Source organism: Fodinibius salsisoli, from assembly GCF_026229185.1.
Taxonomy (GTDB): Bacteria; Bacteroidota; Rhodothermia; order Balneolales; family Balneolaceae; genus Fodinibius; species Fodinibius salsisoli.
In genome coordinates this window covers 89,541-108,166 of record NZ_JAGGJA010000014.1, presented here as the reverse complement: position 1 = coordinate 108,166, position 18,626 = coordinate 89,541, and the positions used below count along the sequence as shown (strand labels likewise).

Sequence of the window (18,626 nt, the reverse complement as noted above, 5' to 3'; positions counted from 1 at the left end):
ATTGAGCAGAAGGGTTTAGCGCAGGGGCCCCACCCGTTCCCATCCCGAACACGGCCGTTAAGCCCTGCAGCGCCGATGGTACTGCCCTCCGGGCGGAAGCGTAGGTCCCCTCCTGCTCTCTTTATTTAGTTAAGCCCTTTACGCTCTGGCGTAAAGGGCTTTTTTATTTGTTATCTGCTTAAATTAGATTTTTGTATCTAATATTTCAGCCTTTTCTTTGTACCAGTCATGGAAAGTATCTTCTGCAATTCGCTCTTTGACCTCTTCCATGAGCCACAAATAAAAGGTGAGATTATGAAGAGAAGACAATTGGAGACCCAGTAATTCATTGTTACGGAAGAGATGGTGAATATAGGACATTTTATATTTGGAGCATATATCCGTTGGAAAATTAGGATCTAAGGGCTTATGATGGTTTTTCCACTTAGCATTACGGATATTGATATAGCCGTTCTGTGTAAAGATCTGTCCATTGCGGGCATTGCGTGTGGGGAGTACGCAGTCAAACATATCTACCCCGCGGGCGATAGCATGTAGCAAATTAGCGGGTTTGCCAACCCCCATCAGGTAGCGTGGCTTTTCTTCTGGAAGATAATCGGTATTAAGATCCGTCATTTCATACATTAGATCGGTAGGTTCGCCGACGCTAAGTCCACCTATAGCAATACCTTCAAAATCAAGATCGGTGATGTATTTAGCAGACTCTATTCTTAAATCTTCAAAAGTCCCTCCCTGAACAATGCCAAACTGAAATTGTTGATGGCCGTATTTAGGCTCAGTATTTAAGAATGCGTCACGCCCCCGTTTTTCCCAACGATGAGTCAGTTCCATGGACTCCTTGGAATATTCATAGCTGCAGGGATAGGGCGGACATTCATCCAGGATCATCATAATGTCTGAACCCAGGGTTCGCTGGATATCCACTACGTTTTCAGGAGTAAACATGTGCTTTGAACCGTCAATATGGCTTTGAAATTCAGCGCCTTCTTCAGACAATTCTCGATTATCAGAGAGGGAAAAAATTTGATATCCCCCAGAGTCCGTTAATATAGGTTGGTCCCATTCTATGAAGGAGTGCAATCCACCTGCGCTTTCGATGATATCACAACCGGGCCTTAGATAGAGATGATAGGTATTACCCAGGATGATTTGAGCTTTTACTTTCTCAAGAAGTTCATCCTGTTTAACGGCTTTCACCGTCCCGAGCGTACCTACCGGCATAAAAATGGGTGTTTCAATTTTGCCGTGGTCTGTAGTTAAGGTACCTAAACGAGCTTTAGTTGAATCAGCAGTTTTATGTAGTTCGAACAAAAGTCAAATGATTAAGTGATTTACTGTTTATGAAAGATCGATTTAAAATAATGAATTTATTGCTGTAACTTTAATGCCTGATTTTTCTTATCCTTAAGGAAATTTTGCGTTAAAAAATTCGGAAATTGTGTTCTCAAGGCCCATTTATGGCTAATTCTACATTAGTTATTGTTCCAACATACAACGAATCAAATAATATCAGAAAGCTTATTAAGGCCGTTATGAGTCTTGATAAAGTTGATTTATTGATTATTGATGACGGTTCGCCCGATGGTACGGCTGAAATTGTAACAGAAGAGCAAGAAGAATATCCCGATCAGCTTTTTTTGATAGAACGGTCGGGTAAGTTGGGACTCGGAACGGCCTATGTTCGGGGTTTTGAGTATGCCCTGGAGCAGAATTATACGTATATATGCGAAATGGATGCCGATTTTTCGCACAATCCTGATGATCTTCCCCATCTTATTGAGGAGGTCAAAACAGGAGGCTGTGATGTAGCCATCGGGTCTCGATATGCAAATGGTATAAGTATCATTAACTGGCCCCTCAGCCGATTGATATTGTCTTACAGCGCAAATTTGTACGCTCGGTTTATTACCGGCTTACCTATTTTCGATACTACCGCAGGCTTCAAATGCATCCATCGAAAGGTGCTGGAGACTATATCCGTTGAAAGTATTCGTTCTAACGGCTATGCTTTCCAGATTGAATTACATTATCGAGCCTGGAAGGCCGGCTTTAATCTGAAGGAAGTAGCGATCATTTTCCGTGAACGAGAAGAAGGGGTCTCCAAAATGTCGAAGGGTATTATGTGGGAGGCCGCATGGCGGGTATGGTCATTGAAGATCCAGAGTATATTGGGGATGTTGTAGTTTTTAGTGATGAGTTGTGGGATACAAGTGCAAAATAAGCGGTTGTGAGGAAGGAAAGCAAGAAGTGTTAAGTAAAGAGTGAAATGTGAGACGGCAGACGTGAGAAGTTGGAGTTTAGATGCTGGAAGATGGAAGTCAGAAATTAGAAGTTTAAAGTGAGAAGGCGGAAGTTTTGCAATTAATCCTTGACCGGGAGTTGAGAAATGGTCAGCCTGCTAACTGCTAACTGCTAACTGCTAACTGCTAACTGCTAACTGCTAACTGCTAACTGCTAACTGCTAACTGCTAACTGCTAACTGCTAAAGAAAGTCCTTAAACTATCCCCAGTAGTTTGTATATTTGGTCATCATTGTTTGAACCTATTGTTAGATTATTCTTATGCAATATTTAGATTTTGAACAACCTATTGCGGATTTAGAGAAAAAAATTAAAGAATTACGCGAACTTTCCATTACTGATGAGGATGTATTATCCCCCGATATTAAGCGACTCGAAGAACGGGTCGACGAATTGAGAAAGTCTATTTTTACCAATTTAACCCGTTGGCAGCGAGTGCAGTTGGCACGTCATCCTGATCGGCCATACACATTAGATTATATTGAACGGATTACCGAAAACTTTGTGGAAATTCACGGAGACCGGTATCAAAGTGATGACAAAGCCATTGTCGGTGGATTTGCGACCATTGATGGACAATCGGTAGTTATTATGGGGCATCAGAAAGGCCGCGATACGCAAAGCCGGCAGTTCCGTCGATTTGGGATGGCCAATCCGGAAGGCTATCGTAAAGCTCACCGGTTGATGAAGTTGGCCGAGAAGTTTGATATCCCCGTCATTACCTTGCTGGACACCCCGGGAGCTTATCCTGGATTAGAGGCTGAAGAACGAGGACAGGCCGAAGCCATTGCCAAGAACCTTAAGATGATGGCAACCCTCAAAGTACCCATTATATCGGTAGTGATTGGGGAAGGGGCCAGTGGCGGAGCTATCGGTATAGGAATGGGCAACGAGGTGTATATGATGGAGAATACCTGGTATTCGGTTATTTCTCCGGAATCCTGTTCTTCCATCCTTTGGAAAACATGGGACTATAAAGAGCAGGCTGCCGCCGTTCTGAAACTAACAGCCGAGGATCTAAAGGATCTTAAGGTAATCGATGGTATCATAGGAGAGCCGTTGGGAGGTGCCCATCGCAATCCGGAAGTCTCAGCGGAGGAAGTCAAAAAACAACTGCTCGAATCCTTAGAACGTCTTAAAACGAAGAGTGCAGAAGAATTGGTCGAGACACGTATTGAAAAATATGCCCGAATGGGTGAATGGGAACAACCCTCAGCCCAGGTAGAATCTAAATAGATAAGCGTGTTTCCCGCAAAAGATCCGATATACATTTATGAGCATCAATTGAGAAGCCGTTATGGTGAGACGGATCAGATGGGGTACGTTTATTATGGACGCTATCTGGAATATTTTGAAGAGTCGCGTACCGAAATGATCCGCTCGCTCGGCTTTCCGTATGCAAAACTCGAAAAAAATGGCGTTATGTTACCGGTCGTACACACTGAAGTAAATTATAAGGCACCGGTATTCTATGATGAGTTGATGCAGGTAGAAGTTCTGCTTTACGATATTCCCACGGTAAAGCTGGAGACGTACTACCGGCTCTATACCGATCGGCAAGAAACCCCGCATATTGAAGGCAAGGTCACACTCTGCTTTATGAAAGAAGAGACCCGAAAACCCTGTCGGGCTCCCAAAGATTTTCTTGATAGCTTAACCACTGCAGTGGAGCAGTAAATGGCTAAGGGAGCCTCCAATATCAAATTATATTTTTTGATATTACTGGCCGTAACGGGAATTTTTGTCGCAGGCCTTGGCGGTGGAATTTGGGATCAGCAGACATTTTGGGCATTGCAATGGCAGCATCAGGCTTTAAGTTACGTATGCCATCAGTTGCCGGATCGGTCGTTTTGGCTTAATAATCAACCGATGGCTGTCTGTAGCCGTTGCCTGGGAATTTATGGTGGCTTTTTATCGGGATGGCTATTATTGCCGCTTATAGATTACTTTAAAAACAGGCCACAGCCCGCCAAAAGGGCAGCTATTGGAGCAGTCCTGGTAAATTTAGCTGATATAATTGGAAATTTGGTTGGTTTTTGGGAAAATACGTTGCTATCAAGATTTATGCTGGGAAGTCTGGCAGGGTTAAGCGTTGCCCTACTCTTTGTCGGCACTTTTTTTAATCGAAATATAAAATCAGAAAGGGACCATCATGGAAGAGTCACAGCAACAGGGATTTGATAATCCACAACCGGATTTTTCAGATCAGCCTAATGAGCCTTCGTACTGGAAGTCCGTAGCTACAGCGGGTGTCATCTTTGGGATTGTCGCTTTTGTGCTGTCACTGGTATCCAGTTACGCCGTTATTAATTCAGAACCAACCGGCTCCCTGCTTAATCCTACTCAATTTATTGGGACTTTTGCCTGCTTAGCCGGATCCTTTGGTGGTATGTTGGCGGTCTGGCACTACGCCCGGGAATATGATCTGTTTATACAATTAGGCAGAGGCGCGTTGATAGGATTTTTAACGGGTGTTGGCATCACCGTTGTTAATGTTATACTTGGAGAAGCGTGGCAGTTTATTGATCCCGATATGACTCAGAAAGTGATTGAAAGCACCATCGCCAGTATAGAGGCTATGGAGTTGCCTGAAGCCCAAAAGCAGCAAATTATTGATGCAACAGCAGAAGGATTACAAAGTCAAAACAGTATGTTCTCGCAACTGCTGTGGAGTATCCCCATAAATGGTATTCTAAACCTCATTACCGGGATGATTGGAGCAAAAATTTTCGGCCAACAAGAAGGATAACCTATTTTATCTTCAATGAAGCAAGATTCAGATCAGCAGCAGTCAATGCAGGCAGCCTACCAATCCTGGGCCGAGCGACATGGTTTTGCCAACTGGGTACTGGCCCTGCTGTGGATTATCGCCGCCTTTTTCTTATTCCAGTTTGCCGCTCTCCTGGTCTTTACCATACTGGTGATGACACGGGAGGGAAATATTGACCCCGTGGCCATTTACGAGTCCATGACCGACTACCTGGACCTGTTTTTTATTGGGAATTCCACCGGACAGATCCTGTTTCTTGGGCTGGCTACCTGGTTCTTTGTCCGTCTGCACACCTCATCTGAGCAGCGATCCGCGTTTATGCGCTTTTCGGCTCCTTCTGATACAGTGCGTAACTTGTTCCTGGCTGTAGTATTAATACTCTCCATTCAGCCTACCATTTGGTTCCTGGGATGGCTTAATGCCTTGATTCCCATGCCGGAATATTTTACTAATTTGCAGAGCTCTCAGATGGAGATGATCGAAAACTTCCTAAAAAGTGACCATATATTGTGGCTTACGCTTTTCCATGTAGCCGTTGTCCCGGCCATCTGTGAAGAAGTATTATACCGAAGCTATGCATTACGGGCCTTTGAAAAAAGCTGGGGCATCTGGCCGGCTATTATTGTAACCGGACTTTTGTTTGGGCTTTACCATGTTCAATTAAGTAACTTATTACCTTTAACCGGCATCGGCATCTTACTGGCCTATGTTACTTGGGTATCGAAGAGTGTATTCCCCGCCATGGCTGCCCATTTTGTCAATAACGGGGGGAGCGTTTTACTGGGAACCTATTATCCAACATCCGCTTTTGCAGAAATGACCCCTGAGACTATGCCTCCCCTGTGGGGCGTCGTTCTGAGTCTGGTAATTTCAGGATATATTGTATATTGGATGTATAATCAGCACAAAAAGATATCCACCGGAGGTACCAGCTATGTTTGATAATCTTAAACCAAATGAAATAGAAGATTGGATTTGTATTTTCGAACGAGGAACGGAATATGAAGTGGAGGCCGCCAAAAATTATCTGTCAAATATGGACATTCCGTCCCAGATTCTTTCCAAGAGGGATTCCGCTTTTAGCCTGAATATAGGAGACACCGCACTGGTGTACCTGTATGTTCCCAAGGAGTATGAGCAGCAGGCTCGTGAAGCTATGGAAGAATTGGATCTGCCGGCCGAATCAGATTCAGACAAGGAAGAGGAATAGCCTTTGTGAGTGAACTAACAAAACGTATTCTTTTTGCAGTTCCTGCGGCGGCACTCTTCTTATACATCACTTATCTCGGGGGACTATTTTTTGCAGCTCTGATAACCCTCATAACACTCTTTGTGCAGAAAGAGCTACTGGTCATTCTACAAAATGCGGGGTTCAAAGCGGATTCCTATTTCCCCTATCTCATTGGCTTATGTATCGTCGGGGCTTCTGTGGTTCCCCATGCACCGGCAATTGTATTAGCCCTGTTTTTACTCTTCATTGGGATACAGATTTTTAGGGTAGGAGGACAAGAACTGAGATCACTCATCGCCACTTTTTTTTGCAGTATTTATGCCCCTGCAGGATTTCTTATGCTCATCCTGATCCGTGAAACAGGGGCTGCGGAAACAGGTTTTGTTTTAACCCTCAGCCTGTTGTTAATGGTTTGGGGAAATGATGTGTTTGCTTATTTCGGGGGAAAGTCGCTGGGTAAAAATAAGCTGGCACCGTCGGTGAGTCCCAATAAAACATGGGAAGGCTTCTTCTTTGGGGTTTTGGGGGCTTTCGTTGGATTGCTGATCGTATATTACCTGGTTCCATTAACCTATCCGGCGGTCTGGTGGCAGATGCTGCCTGCCGTGGTATTAGTGAGTATATTTGGACCCATCGGAGATTTAACTGAAAGTCGTCTTAAACGAGCTGCCAATGTGAAAGATGCTTCCTCCATATTGCCGGGCCACGGCGGCTTTTTTGATCGCTTCGATGCTCTGATCTTAGCAGCCCCGGCCTTTTACTTATACATTTACTGGCTACAAATTAGTGGATATGCCTCATTTTAACCTTTCCTGGGAAACCTTCGACCTACAACTTGATCAACCGTTCACCATCGCCCGCGGAACCAAAACGCATGTGCGCAATGTGTTTGTGGAACTCCATTCTGACGGTATGACCGGCTACGGGGAAGCAGATCCCAATAAGCGGTATGAGGAAGACGCAGCGACCGTAACCGGCTATCTTGAGCAGCTCCCCGCCACCTTTTTTGATTCTGTAGCATCGCCCGATCAGCTACATCAAAAAATAGAGCACTTATCGGTGGAACCTGTTCAATCAGCAAAGTCTGCGATAGAAACGGCCTGGCTGGACTGGTGGGGACAGCAGGAGGGGCAACCGCTGTGGAAACTCTGGGAGGCGCCTTCCAATATTACGCCACCCACTTCTTATACCATCGGACTGGATACCACGGAGGTGATGCAGCAGAAGGTGAGGGATGCAGAGGACTATCCCATCCTGAAGGTAAAGCTGGGTACCGATCGCGACCGGGAAATCATAAAAGCCATTCGGGAAGTGACCGACAAACCCATCCGGGTGGATGCCAACGAAGGATGGACTACCTTGCAAGAAGCGAAGGATCAGATTTCTTTTCTGGCCGAGCAGGATATTGAGTTGGTAGAACAGCCCATGCCCGCGGCTATGCACCGGGCGATGACGGAGTTAAAAGCATGGTCGCCCTTGCCGCTGATGGCCGATGAAAGCTTTAAAGGGGATGAAAACCTGGACCAGGTAGCAACCGAATTTGACGGCATTAACATTAAGCTCAGCAAGATCGGCAGCTTGGTTAAAGCACGGAAGGTGATTGAGCACGCCCGGGAACGGAACCTGAAGGTGATGATCGGTTGTATGATCAGCAGCTCAGTGGCCATTACGGCCGGCGCCTTGCTGGGCACCTATGCCGACTATGTGGACCTGGATGGTCACCTGTTGATAAAAGACGATCCGTTTACAGGAGCAACACTTGATGAGAAGAAGAGGCTTGTTTTGAGTGACAAACCGGGACTGCGTTTGGCCGTAAATAGTGATTAGGATGGTAGAGGGCGTTACGAATGGGGGTTCTCACCACCACTTGAAAAGGTATTATGGTAGCTTTCTCTTTTCTTTTGTCCCCATCGGGCCAACAGGAATCCTATGGTAAGCACTACGGCTGTAGGAAAAAGCCAGGATAGAATAGCAGAGAGCGGTTCCCCAAAGCTTACGTTTAACATAAGCCCTGAAATGGTAAGTACGATTATAAAACCAAAGAGAAGTCGTATGCCCAGCGGGTACTTCATGATAAATAGATTTGATTTATAATGGTCTCTGCTACAAGAGTACAAAAATTGCAGCGGGTTAACAACCAAAGGAGGAAGGGGCTCAAAATCAAGAGCGGCAACGAGGTGTGCCCCCTTGACGTAGGGGTTGTAGTATCCATAACAAATGCTGATCTTATTCATGGTATGATGATTATACCAGCATTGTACTACGAAACCTGACTCTATTAATAGCCTGGGGGCAATCCCGGCTGGAATGCTATTTAGGTTTTGGTAATATCATCGGCGGGAGGGCTGATTCAAGCGTTAGGCTCGGAGCCTGATGCGCGGGCTAGCCTGTTTCCCGCCGTGCTGGTATTGTTAAATATGTGAGACGTTGTCGGGCATCTCAAGTCGGTAGGGGAAGTCTAATAAATGCGCGGGTTAGGTGGCTGTAACCTTTCTTTTTCATGATTGCTCTTGTTTTAATTGAAAGTAATACCTGAAAACATAATGCCAAATACTATCAATAAGGGATCTTACTATTAAAAATATGCCGGATGTGTCATTTGGTCGTGATGAAGGTAAATCATCTAAGTTTTGGACTATGTCATTTAAGTTAGATAGAGTTTTAAAATGATCTTTAACATCAGATTTTGAAAAATTTTGCATGTTATTTGTCAACTCAGAACTAATATCAGGATCAGTCAGCAAATATTGTTTTGTTAGAAGTTTTAGCACTCCTATTAGTTGATCTATTTTTAATCCTTGCTCTGGCACAAATCTATAAGTCTCAATTTCTCTAATCTCTTTACTTACAGATAAAATACGATCTTTAGCATTCCCATTATTGCTACTGAGCTTTCTGCATATTTTTTCAATTCTTTGCTTATTTGTAACTAATTGTGATGACAAGTTCATTTTTTTAGATATTCTTGCACCACTAAGAATAGTTGTGACACAGGCTATAAAAATTTTTCTACCATATGAAACTAAAGGCCTATAAATCAATTCATCAGAGTCATTTTTTGAAGGATTATCGGTTGGTACAAATGATAAATTTTTAGATTTTCCTTCATGCATTATTTCAGAACGGGCATCATAAAATTGTTCTAGCCAACTTTCTAACCGCGGAAACCCTCCTAATAAAACATTTACAGTTTCTTTAAAACGTTCTGTTATTTTATTTCCTTGATCTAAATTTAGTAAACATTCGAATGCTATAGCTAAGTTAACTAAGGCTACCTCATCTTCAATATCCATTAATAAAGAACGATTATACCAATTAATGGAAGTTAATACCCTTTGACCCAATTCATCTTTTTCTTTCCTTCTAGCAAAATAATTTACGACTGGATAGTATCTAGATGAAGGATCTAAACTATTGGAAAAATTTTTATGTAAATCTTGTGGTATATTAAGCCACATATGAGCAACAGGTGGGAATATTTTATCTCTATGTGTAACCCATAGCATTGTTTTATTATTTAGTTTGCCTTCATACCCGGCGATCTCTTTTCTATCATTAATATCAAGTTCATCAATATCTATCTGGACGTTAACATTGTGATTATTATAGATAAGGTTTTTTGAAAATTCTGTGGGTCTAAATAAGAAATAGCTAGAATGCTCATAGCTAAAAAAGGGCTCATTTGAAGTGGGGTGAGGGGAGGAGTAGATAAAGCATAACAGGGTTTGAAATTCATTTAATTCTTCGATGAAATCATTTGGGCTCTGAACTTCTTTTTCAGTTATGTGATAGGCAAAAGATAACTTCTCAATTTGAACACCATAGCGGAGGTAAAACATAGATGTTAATTCCTCTATGTAACCAACTATCTCATCAGGAATATTTTCTAAATCCTCACTATTTCTGACTGTAAGGTCTTTATATTGTAAATGTTCAGATGTTTTCAGATATGGGAAAATGGCAACCCAATATTTACTTCTGAAATCCATTTTGATTTTTTTAAACTTTGCTTCCGATTTATTTTTATAAGCCGTCTAACTTAAACATATAGCAACAAAACGCACTGGACTAAACTTATCATTTGTGGGCTTATCTTCAAGAAAAACCTAAAATAGACCTTATTGTTGACATAACCTCTTTACATAATGTGTTTACATAACTATGGGATGTTATTCGCTGAATCAATGAGTGTGCAATATTGCGAGAGGGTAGGGAGGGCAAAAACAATGACAGCGGGCGAAGAAAAATCCAGCTGAAGGGGGACATAAAATAGCTATGTTAACCGGGCGTCCCGGGGTAGAAAAGGGCAAGTTAAAAGTATGAGAGCTGGAGCTTGGAAGTTAGAACTTCAAATGTAATGCTTGATACGAAGCTAAGAAATTAGCAGTCTTTCCTGACTCCTGACTCCTGACTCCTGACTCCTGACTCCTGACTCCTGACTCCTGACTACCCATTGTCCGAATTCGTAAGCACAAACGCCACGATCACTAAGAGCATCATCACCACGTTGCGGATGAGGGTAAACTCCAGCCCGGAAGAGAAGCCGAAGGCGCCAAAGCATCCGCAGCCTTCTACATTCATACCCTGCAGGTAGAAATGAAAAAGGACCGAGGAGAAGCCGATCAGCATTAAGAGCATAGCCGAAAGCGCCCATTTTAAATACCTTCCCCATAACAAAAACACGGCAATGACCAGCTCGATAATAGAAGTGGTAATAACAATGAAGCTGCTGTACTCGATCAGCCAGTAGAATTCTGTAGCCAGGAGTTCCACCAGGTACTGAGCCTCCGAGCCGCTGATCAGTTTGCCAATACCGGAGACCAGGAAGATGATCCCCAGGATAAAACGAATGGTTGTTAAAATTCGGCGTTTGTTTTTGGGCTTCATTATCTTAGAGTTACATTAAGCAGGGAACGAAGGTTTGCTATCTAATGTAATTGATAAAAAGCAAAAAGTAGAAACAATTTTATGAAGATTTTTATATCTGGCGGAACAGGATTTATTGGCAGCTATTTGCGGATGATGCTGCTGCAGCAAGGTCATTTGTTAACGTTGGTGACACGGGATCCTGGAAAATATGCCAGCGAGACGGCGCAGAATCAGGAATTTGTCTCATGGGATGACGACTTGGTGAACGCAATAGAGCAGGCTGATGCCGTTATTAACCTGGCGGGGTCGTCTATCTTTGGTCAGCGGTGGACAGAGGAAGTGAAGCAGCGTATCTATGAGAGCCGTATTGAAAGTACCCGTCACATTGTAGAGGCCATCAAGGCTGCGAGTGAGCCTCCGTCGGTGTTGGTTTCGGCATCGGCCGCTGGTTATTACGGTGATCGTGGGGATGATGTGTTGGATGAATCTGAAGAGCCGGGCAACGATTTTTTGGCAAACGTCTGTGTGGATTGGGAAAAGGAGGCGCAAAAAGTAACAGAGGATGCCGTTCGTTTGGCTATCCCACGCATTGGCATTGTTTTGCAGCGGGATGGAGGAGCCATGGAACAGATGCTGCCGGCTTTTAAATGTTTTGTTGGCGGACCGGTGGGGAGCGGTAAGCAATATTTCCCCTGGATTCATATGCACGATCTTTGCCGGGGCATCCTTTTTGCTATCCAGGAAGAACAGATGGAAGGACCATTTAATCTTAATGCTCCAAACCCGGTTACGATGGGTGCTTTTGCCAATGAATTAGGTTCTCAGTTACATCGTCCCTCTTTTATGAAAGTTCCTGAGTTTGCTTTAAAGCTGGTTCTTGGTGATGCGGCAGCCCCGATAACAAACAGTCTTCGACTGCAGCCCAAGAAATTGCAACAACATGGATTTGAGTTTCAGTATCCTCATTTAGTGAGTGCATTCGGAGATATTTTATAAATGGAGGAGGGGATAAAAGGATATCAGAGCCAGGCGAATAGTAAACTATTTGTGGAACAGAGTCTTTAAATCATCTATGAGAAATTCTCATATCTTGTTTGGATCAGATTATAAATCATTGCGGATATTTTCTTTGTGACCTCTATAAGTTCGTCACATCTACTGGGAGGAATCAACCCGATCTTTTTGCAAAGATATAGTTGAGTACGTACTTCACCAGCGGAAGCTTTTGAGATATATAAGAATTTGATAAAATCCTTGTTTGTTCTCCTTTCGAATCCTTCAGCTATATTAGACGGGATTGATACTGTAGCGCGTTGGATTTGATCTTTTAAATTAAAATCTTTGCACTCTTTTAATTCTTCATACAATTGTACTGACAAATTCATGCTCTCCTTCCAGACATGTAAATCCTCGAACTTTTCTATTTTATTGGGGATCGATTCCTCCTACCTCGTCGGTTATTTGATAAATGTATTTTTTTGATAAGGATCTTTTAGGCTAAATTAATTAAAAATTTCTCCTTTTTTACCTTTCTCCGGTCTCTCTTTATCCTTTACTATGAGTCATTCTCCAAATATCGTCCAGCACTGAATCCCTTCATCAGTTTTGGCAATCAGCTCGATGTACCCATCCTCATCAATATCTGAAAAGATGGGGTACTTCATGCCTGTGGAAGGTACAATATGCATCCGATTGCCATTAATCCCATTCCAAATGTAGAGCCGGCCATAATTAGCCAGGGTTATAATATCCTGCTGATCGTCCCGGTCGATGTCTGTTATTGCGGGAGAAAAGGAAGGGTCAGCCGGCTGGCTCATATTTTTATTCAGCAACAGTTTGCCGGTGGTGTTAAACACAAAGAATGAGCCGTTGGTATCCATGGTAATAATCATCGATTCATCAAATGTCTTTCCATCACTCTGTACGCGCATATTTTCAACGACGGGAGACCCTACCAGCGAACTATTGGAGACATAAAGCCCCTGTTGATAGGCATTGCCTGAAGCCGAGAGAACATCCAGGGAATCGGCAAAGGGCTTTTCGGTACCAAGGGTATAGAGATTACCATCCGCCGCGTTGGCCAGTATGTTGTCATTGTAAAGAGTGGGAGAACCTTTCAGTGGGGCATTGACAAACATGGGAAAGTTAGCCTGAGAGGTTCCATCCGGACGCCAGGCATGAACTGCATTACCAGAGAATGTAAGTACGGTTTTGGTCCGTCTGAATTCTCCAACCGTGGGCTTTGTAATAACGCTGGTATTGGTAGTGACGGGCCAGCCGGATACATTTTGACCGCGCTCGCTAAGAGCGTGTAACCTGCGATTGGCTGTAGCTACAAGCGCTTCGGGACGTCCATCGCCATCAATGTCGCTGATGGCCAAGGGAGCGGTAACGGTTTCATCCAGTACAAAAGGAAAATTCGACAAAGGTTCTCCTTCTCCATTCCAGCCGTAAATTTTATTACCGGCGGCCTGTAAAATGACGTTTTGGTCAGTGCCATACCAGTCATATACAACCGGAGAACCAATCGGATTATCACCCCCGGTATTCATTTCCAAAACAGAGGTTCCATCAGATGCCAACACCTGTACCGTTCCTGTTTGAGAGGTAAAGATAACTTCCTGGCGACTACTGCCTCCTATATCAGCAAGCACCGGTTGGCCTGCAAGGTCTGTTTCTATCGGGAAATGCCATTTTTCTTCATATGGATCCTGTTGTTCATCGGCCCGATAGGTCTGGGCATGAAACTCAAGCGCTGACTGGTCATCGTTAAGGGTGGTAGCAACAGTGAGAAGATCAAACTTGGATAACAGCACATTTAGATAGCTATTCGGATAGTAGTAGGGCTCCAGGAAGAGGTCAAAGTCGTCATTGATAAAGAACAGGCTGCTCAGTTCATCCGGCAGGGTTTCTTTAATATCACGGAATTGACGTTCATAAAATATGGTTCGCCTGCGATTTTTGTCATCCACCACAACTTCTGCAAGCTCTCTTCGCTTAGAGATAATCGCCACATCATCAGTTATCGTCAGGTAGAAGCCGGGAAAGTCACAAAGTGAGCTGCCTATAAGCTGGGCCAGACTTTGACTCTGGATAAAATAGGTTCCATTAATACGTTCGGCATAGTTCTGAGGGACAAGACGATCCAGTTCTTTTTTAAATCCGTCTACATCCGACAGCTTTCGAATGAATAAGTGTTCGCCATTAGTGAGAAAGCCTGACTCCGCGTACATAACCAGTGCGAAGGAACGGTCAAGATGTTGAGCAATTTCAGCAAAGCGGCTTTCTTCGTTAATAAATAGTGAATCAGCACTTGAGGTGTCTGCATGTGAAAAGGAGTCGGGCAGTGAGGTTGCCGGTGACTGTCGAAAGAAGCCAAAAGCCGCTGCATTAGACGAAACATACTGGTCCAGCGTTAGCGGGGCGTTCTGGCCCGAAATGATATCCACTAAATTGGATTTGGGGCTGTCATCCAGCGAAATAGTGCCCGAAAACTGATAGGTCTGCTTCTGGTCTTCTCCTTCTTGGATCAGCGATAAGAGGGAGGGTTTCGTGCCTTGAAGTGCTTTTTTAAGTTGCGGATGATAGGTGACTTTGGCCAGCTGCCGGATGCCGTGATCCAAGGCCGGAGTATTCATGAGGATATGCCCCGGTTGGAGCGTGATATCACTAATGTCAGCCCGTGGAACATCCCCCTCATAGGCTCGAATCGCTTCTTCAATGCCAAGGCTTGACTCAGAGAGCAGGGTCAGATCGTTAAGAGCAGAAGCAAATAGTGTACGATCTTTTAGGTGGAGTTTCTGAATGGTATGTTCTTTGAAGAAATATTGGTTCTGGGCAAATTCCTTGTCGTATTTGTTTTCCAGCTTATCGATATAGCCATTTGCGGCTTCGGTTATCCAAACAATATCGAGTTTGTTGTTGGTTCCCGGATACAGGATAAGGCTCTTGATGTTTACCGCCGAGCTGGAGGTAGAATCAACTTCCGACAGCAGTTGTATGGCCGAAGAGGTGATGTCATCCAGGAAAGGAGTATAAGAGGAGCCAAGTACCGAGTGGAGCGTTGCTCCTTCTGCGGGTATAATAACAAACGGTGCTTCGGCAGGGATAGCTTGCGACCAGGGAGCATTATTGTTAGAAGAACACGAGATCGTGATAAAAGCAAGCAGAAGCAGTACCGGATATTTCAAATTATTCATGAATAGAAATCGCTTTCTAAGAAATTTAGTATGTAGTCGTATTTTGAGTTAGCCTATATACAAGCTGCAACCGATCCCAAAAGTAACAATAATTACAATAAATGAAGGTGTTTAATTTAAATCCACTCTCATGAAAATCGTTATACCCCTTCCCGTTTGCACAAGTTCCGGTCTCATTAATCCCCGGAATTATATTAGAAGGAGTACAGCCGAAGCATGGGGGCTTAAAAATCTTTAAAAGTATATAATTGATAGCCCTTTGTTGCGTTATAAAAAATAAAGCCAAAGTATAAGCTGGTTTATTTGTTCAGCATTGCTTTATTTAGATAATAGGCACAGCTTCTTGGTTGATGCCTAAGGTGAAACATAATTTCTGAGATATGACAGAAACGGATTTGAATATTATTTATTGGTTTATTCTTGGAAGCTTTACGCTGGCAGCGGTTATTTTTGCATCAGCTACGCTGCTGAATGTGGTCCGATTGCGTAATGTTCGGCTGAGTTGGAAGGCAGGTAAGGTAATGGGATATCCGCTGTTTTCGACACTTTTCTTACTGTCGGCCGTGGTGGTAGGCAGTATTGCCCTTCATCAGGGAGCATTGGCGGAGATTATGGCCGCAGGCCTGTACGCTTGTGTCGGGGGCTGTTGGTTTACGACCAGTTTCTATGCCAGTAAGCATTTTATCACCGATCACGGTATTGTTAAGAACGTGAATGAACCGGATCAGACCGTAGCCTGGCATCAAATCCGTGATTTTGTTGAGAAAGAAAAAAAGCAACATATTCATTATATTTTCATCTATCGATCCGAAGCCTATGATGAAACCTCTGATTTAATCCGTTTGGAACTGGAAGTGCCGTTTCGAAAGAAACAGGCGTTCCAAAATCTAATTTCACATAAACTCGGACGTCGAATTCGTTGTTATATCAAAGACGACAACGATATTAATGTAGAGCAGTTTGAGTAATAATAACTGTTTCTCAATTTTAATTTTTAGGATACAGTCATTTGTTTGAAGAGATACAGAATTCTGACATTGTCCAAGAGCGGGCTCTCTTGGTAGGAATTTACGGCCCTGATACGCCTCGTGTAGTAGCCGAAGAATATTTGGATGAGCTTGAAATGTTGACCCGTACTGCCGGTGGCATTACGGTAGATAAAGTCTTGCAAAATCGTATGCATCCGGATCCATCAACCTATGTAGGGTCGGGAAAGCTTCGTGAACTGAAGGGGATGGTGCGCGATAAAAAAATCGATACGCTCATTTTTGATGATGATTTGTCGCCCACGCAAATCCGAAATATTGAAAAAGAAACAAAAGCCAAGCTACTGGACCGCAGCGGTTTAATTCTGGATATCTTTGCCTCCCGGGCGAAGACGTCCGCCGCAAAAACGCAGGTAGAACTGGCACAGTTGCAGTATCTGCTGCCCCGGTTAACCCGTTTTTGGACACACCTTTCCAGGCAGCAAGGGGGGATTGGGACGCGTGGACCCGGTGAAACACAGATTGAGACCGACCGTCGGTTAATTGATAAGCGTATATCCAACCTTAAAGATAAACTGGACAAACTGGACCGCCAGCGTCAAACCCAACGCAAGGGCCGTTCGGGCAGTATCCGCATTTCCCTGGTAGGCTACACCAACGCCGGAAAGTCAACGCTGATGAATGCTTTGACGGATACCAAGGTACTGGCAGAAGACCGTCTGTTTGCCACCCTTGATTCTACCGTGCGCAGTTGCGAGATAGCCAACTACGATGTATTGCTTTCCGATACGGTAGGGTTTATCCGGAAGTTGCCCCACGATTTGATTGAAAGCTTCAAATCAACGCTGGATGAAGTACGGGAAGCCGATATCCTGCTGCACGTAGTAGATGCCTCAGCAATGATGGTCCAGGACTATATAGATGTGGTTGATGAAACACTCAGTGATATGGATGCCACCGATGATAATAAAATGTTGCTGGTATTTAATAAGGTTGACCAACTGGATTCCCAGCGGATCACGGAATTGCAGAATCAATATCCGGATGCGGTATTTATCTCCGCTGAGCGGGGCATTGGGCTGCTAAAGCTTGAGAAACATATCCGCAATCTTATTGAAGAAGATTTTGTGACGGAAACTATGACGATCCCTGCCGCTAAGTACGAAGGGGTGGCTTTCTTGCACCGTGAGGCAAATATTAAAGAAAAAAAATATGTAGGATCAGATATAAAGCTTACTTTTAGTATAGCAAAGCCCGATTTAATGCGGCTTAAGTCGATGCTGGATAATATTGATGCAACCGAATCAGTTATGTAAGTAACCGATACAAAAGGTGGCCGATATGTTGGTAAAAAAAAGCTTAATAACGTCCAAATTTGATCCACTCACAGGAAGTGATAAGGTGGAGGCTGTCAAAGCACGCATGGAGGCAGAAGATATTCAAACACTTCCGGTAGTTGATACGACTACACATACGCTTATAGGACAGGTTCATTATTCCGATTTACCGGAAGATGAAACGGATCGTTCTATTTCCGACCTGGAACTGGATGAGCCCGTAAAGGTGTATCGTGGGCAACATCTTTTTGAAGCAGTCCGCCTGATGTTACAGTATGAACGTAAGGCGATTCCCGTCGTAGATAAAGAATGGACCATGCTTGGGGTCATCGAGAAAGAATGTATTCTGGATATGATCCCCCAGATGCTGAACCTGACAGAATCCGGGTCGGTAATATCGGTTACACTTGAACCCATCGACTTTTCCATCTCCGAAATGGTTAATATCATAGAGACGGAGAACGCCAAGATTTTGGGTGTGACGGTAGAAAGACCCAATCATGATGCGCAAACGTATGAGGTTTCTTTTAAGCTTGACTTACAGGATGTGAGTCGGGTAGCTGCAGCGCTTCGTCGCTATGATTATGTGGTTTCTACAAATTCAGAAAATGAAATTTTCAGCCAGGATCTGGAAAATCGTGCCGACGAACTTCTCAAGTATATTGATATGTAGACCTTGTTGGGCTGCTTTTGAGGAATGCAAATCTCTGTTTACCTAGCTCCGCGAATTATTTTCAAGGGAACATTTTGCTTCTATATTTATACTAATCTGTAGTGCCAAACGTAGAATAGTAAGCATCTGTAGCTTTTATTGTCTGTAGCGAATAAGGTTCTACGGTTATGAAGAAGAATGGTAAAATAATAGGTGGGTTCAAACTTATTTTTTACATTAAGGCTTCGTATAATCTGGTGCGGAAATACTATTACCTCGATA

Annotated in this window: 19 protein-coding genes and 1 rRNA gene; 14 read left to right on the top strand and 6 right to left on the bottom strand. The window is 43.6% G+C overall.

Going from position 1 to position 18,626, the window contains the following annotated elements; genetic code table 11:
- The first annotated feature begins 5 nt into the window (after window positions 1–5).
- Window positions 6–117, top strand: a 5S ribosomal RNA gene (gene rrf / locus J6I44_RS17135).
- Between the two features lie 66 nt (window positions 118–183).
- Here the strand turns inward: rrf and tgt are convergent.
- Window positions 184–1,311 (bottom strand): tRNA guanosine(34) transglycosylase Tgt, encoded by a 1,128-nt coding sequence (gene tgt, locus J6I44_RS17130; RefSeq protein ID WP_265767388.1) that lies wholly within the window; start codon window positions 1,309–1,311, stop codon window positions 184–186.
- A 146-nt stretch (window positions 1,312–1,457) separates the two neighbouring features.
- Between tgt and J6I44_RS17125 the strand changes: the two genes are divergently transcribed.
- From J6I44_RS17125 to J6I44_RS17085, 9 genes are all read left to right on the top strand, one after another.
- Window positions 1,458–2,183 carry a polyprenol monophosphomannose synthase gene (locus J6I44_RS17125; RefSeq protein WP_265767387.1) on the top strand — a complete coding sequence of 242 codons (726 nt, stop codon included), beginning with the start codon at window positions 1,458–1,460 and terminating at the stop codon, window positions 2,181–2,183.
- Between the two features lie 378 nt (window positions 2,184–2,561).
- Complete coding sequence (locus J6I44_RS17120; RefSeq protein WP_265767386.1) at window positions 2,562–3,536, top strand: acetyl-CoA carboxylase carboxyltransferase subunit alpha; 975 nt, start codon at window positions 2,562–2,564, stop codon at window positions 3,534–3,536.
- 6 nt (window positions 3,537–3,542) lie between these two features.
- Window positions 3,543–3,977, top strand: coding sequence for an acyl-CoA thioesterase (locus J6I44_RS17115; RefSeq protein WP_265767385.1), 435 nt, complete (start codon window positions 3,543–3,545; stop codon window positions 3,975–3,977).
- Window positions 3,978–4,481: a DUF2085 domain-containing protein gene (locus J6I44_RS17110; RefSeq protein WP_265767384.1), complete on the top strand. Its 504-nt coding sequence runs from the start codon at window positions 3,978–3,980 to the stop codon at window positions 4,479–4,481.
- Complete coding sequence (locus tag J6I44_RS17105) at window positions 4,453–5,049, top strand: DUF4199 domain-containing protein (RefSeq protein ID WP_265767383.1); 597 nt, start codon at window positions 4,453–4,455, stop codon at window positions 5,047–5,049. The genes J6I44_RS17110 and J6I44_RS17105 overlap by 29 nt, the downstream gene beginning before the upstream one ends.
- Before the next feature lie 15 nt (window positions 5,050–5,064).
- Window positions 5,065–6,012: a CPBP family intramembrane glutamic endopeptidase gene (locus tag J6I44_RS17100; protein WP_265767382.1), complete on the top strand. Its 948-nt coding sequence runs from the start codon at window positions 5,065–5,067 to the stop codon at window positions 6,010–6,012.
- Window positions 6,005–6,280 (top strand): hypothetical protein, encoded by a 276-nt coding sequence (locus J6I44_RS17095; RefSeq protein ID WP_265767381.1) that lies wholly within the window; start codon window positions 6,005–6,007, stop codon window positions 6,278–6,280. The genes J6I44_RS17100 and J6I44_RS17095 overlap by 8 nt, the downstream gene beginning before the upstream one ends.
- A 5-nt stretch (window positions 6,281–6,285) precedes the next feature.
- On the top strand, window positions 6,286–7,107 hold the full coding sequence (locus J6I44_RS17090) for a phosphatidate cytidylyltransferase (RefSeq protein ID WP_265767380.1): 822 nt from the start codon (window positions 6,286–6,288) through the stop codon (window positions 7,105–7,107).
- Entirely contained in the window at window positions 7,094–8,128 is a 1,035-nt protein-coding gene (locus J6I44_RS17085; RefSeq protein WP_265767379.1) for a dipeptide epimerase, read from the top strand. The genes J6I44_RS17090 and J6I44_RS17085 overlap by 14 nt, the downstream gene beginning before the upstream one ends.
- 14 nt (window positions 8,129–8,142) lie before the next feature.
- Here the strand turns inward: J6I44_RS17085 and J6I44_RS17080 are convergent, their stop codons facing one another.
- From J6I44_RS17080 to J6I44_RS17070, 3 genes are all read right to left on the bottom strand, one after another.
- A complete protein-coding gene (locus J6I44_RS17080; protein WP_265767378.1) occupies window positions 8,143–8,373 on the bottom strand; it encodes a hypothetical protein in 231 nt (76 codons plus the stop codon).
- Window positions 8,374–8,799: 426 nt separating this feature from the next.
- The gene (locus J6I44_RS17075) at window positions 8,800–10,290 is read right to left on the bottom strand and encodes a HEPN domain-containing protein (protein ID WP_265767377.1); all 1,491 of its coding nucleotides are present in this window, start codon (window positions 10,288–10,290) and stop codon (window positions 8,800–8,802) included.
- 457 nt (window positions 10,291–10,747) lie between these two features.
- Entirely contained in the window at window positions 10,748–11,188 is a 441-nt protein-coding gene (locus J6I44_RS17070) for a MauE/DoxX family redox-associated membrane protein (protein ID WP_265767375.1), read from the bottom strand.
- Between the two features lie 81 nt (window positions 11,189–11,269).
- Here J6I44_RS17070 and J6I44_RS17065 point away from each other — a divergent pair, with 81 nt between their 5' ends.
- Window positions 11,270–12,166 carry a TIGR01777 family oxidoreductase gene (locus tag J6I44_RS17065; protein WP_265767374.1) on the top strand — a complete coding sequence of 299 codons (897 nt, stop codon included), beginning with the start codon at window positions 11,270–11,272 and terminating at the stop codon, window positions 12,164–12,166.
- Window positions 12,167–12,240: 74 nt separating this feature from the next.
- On the opposite strand, the gene J6I44_RS20940 is transcribed toward J6I44_RS17065, so the two are convergent.
- The gene (locus J6I44_RS20940) at window positions 12,241–12,594 is read right to left on the bottom strand and encodes a four helix bundle protein (RefSeq protein WP_350356716.1); all 354 of its coding nucleotides are present in this window, start codon (window positions 12,592–12,594) and stop codon (window positions 12,241–12,243) included.
- A gap of 138 nt (window positions 12,595–12,732) precedes the next feature.
- Window positions 12,733–15,369: a hypothetical protein gene (locus J6I44_RS17060; protein ID WP_265767372.1), complete on the bottom strand. Its 2,637-nt coding sequence runs from the start codon at window positions 15,367–15,369 to the stop codon at window positions 12,733–12,735.
- 380 nt (window positions 15,370–15,749) lie between these two features.
- Here J6I44_RS17060 and J6I44_RS17055 point away from each other — a divergent pair, with 380 nt between their 5' ends.
- Genes J6I44_RS17055 through J6I44_RS17045 form a run of 3 tightly spaced genes read left to right on the top strand, consistent with a single transcriptional unit; the run spans window position 15,750 to window position 18,365 of the window.
- On the top strand, window positions 15,750–16,337 hold the full coding sequence (locus tag J6I44_RS17055) for a hypothetical protein (protein WP_265767371.1): 588 nt from the start codon (window positions 15,750–15,752) through the stop codon (window positions 16,335–16,337).
- 41 nt (window positions 16,338–16,378) lie between these two features.
- Entirely contained in the window at window positions 16,379–17,671 is a 1,293-nt protein-coding gene (gene hflX, locus J6I44_RS17050) for a GTPase HflX (protein WP_265767370.1), read from the top strand.
- Window positions 17,672–17,696: 25 nt separating this feature from the next.
- A complete protein-coding gene (locus J6I44_RS17045; RefSeq protein WP_265767369.1) occupies window positions 17,697–18,365 on the top strand; it encodes a CBS domain-containing protein in 669 nt (222 codons plus the stop codon).
- Window positions 18,366–18,626 lie beyond the last annotated feature (261 nt).

Coding starts and splice junctions, on each gene's coding strand:
- J6I44_RS17125 (WP_265767387.1), top strand. CDS start 1,458: ATGGCTAATTCTACATTAGTTATTGTTCCAACATACAACGAATCAAAT.
- J6I44_RS17120 (WP_265767386.1), top strand. CDS start 2,562: ATGCAATATTTAGATTTTGAACAACCTATTGCGGATTTAGAGAAAAAA.
- J6I44_RS17110 (WP_265767384.1), top strand. CDS start 3,978: ATGGCTAAGGGAGCCTCCAATATCAAATTATATTTTTTGATATTACTG.
- J6I44_RS17105 (WP_265767383.1), top strand. CDS start 4,453: ATGGAAGAGTCACAGCAACAGGGATTTGATAATCCACAACCGGATTTT.
- J6I44_RS17100 (WP_265767382.1), top strand. CDS start 5,065: ATGAAGCAAGATTCAGATCAGCAGCAGTCAATGCAGGCAGCCTACCAA.
- J6I44_RS17095 (WP_265767381.1), top strand. CDS start 6,005: ATGTTTGATAATCTTAAACCAAATGAAATAGAAGATTGGATTTGTATT.
- J6I44_RS17085 (WP_265767379.1), top strand. CDS start 7,094: ATGCCTCATTTTAACCTTTCCTGGGAAACCTTCGACCTACAACTTGAT.
- J6I44_RS17080 (WP_265767378.1), bottom strand. CDS start 8,373: ATGAAGTACCCGCTGGGCATACGACTTCTCTTTGGTTTTATAATCGTA.
- J6I44_RS17075 (WP_265767377.1), bottom strand. CDS start 10,290: ATGGATTTCAGAAGTAAATATTGGGTTGCCATTTTCCCATATCTGAAA.
- J6I44_RS17070 (WP_265767375.1), bottom strand. CDS start 11,188: ATGAAGCCCAAAAACAAACGCCGAATTTTAACAACCATTCGTTTTATC.
- J6I44_RS17065 (WP_265767374.1), top strand. CDS start 11,270: ATGAAGATTTTTATATCTGGCGGAACAGGATTTATTGGCAGCTATTTG.
- J6I44_RS17060 (WP_265767372.1), bottom strand. CDS start 15,369: ATGAATAATTTGAAATATCCGGTACTGCTTCTGCTTGCTTTTATCACG.
- J6I44_RS17055 (WP_265767371.1), top strand. CDS start 15,750: ATGACAGAAACGGATTTGAATATTATTTATTGGTTTATTCTTGGAAGC.
- J6I44_RS17045 (WP_265767369.1), top strand. CDS start 17,697: ATGTTGGTAAAAAAAAGCTTAATAACGTCCAAATTTGATCCACTCACA.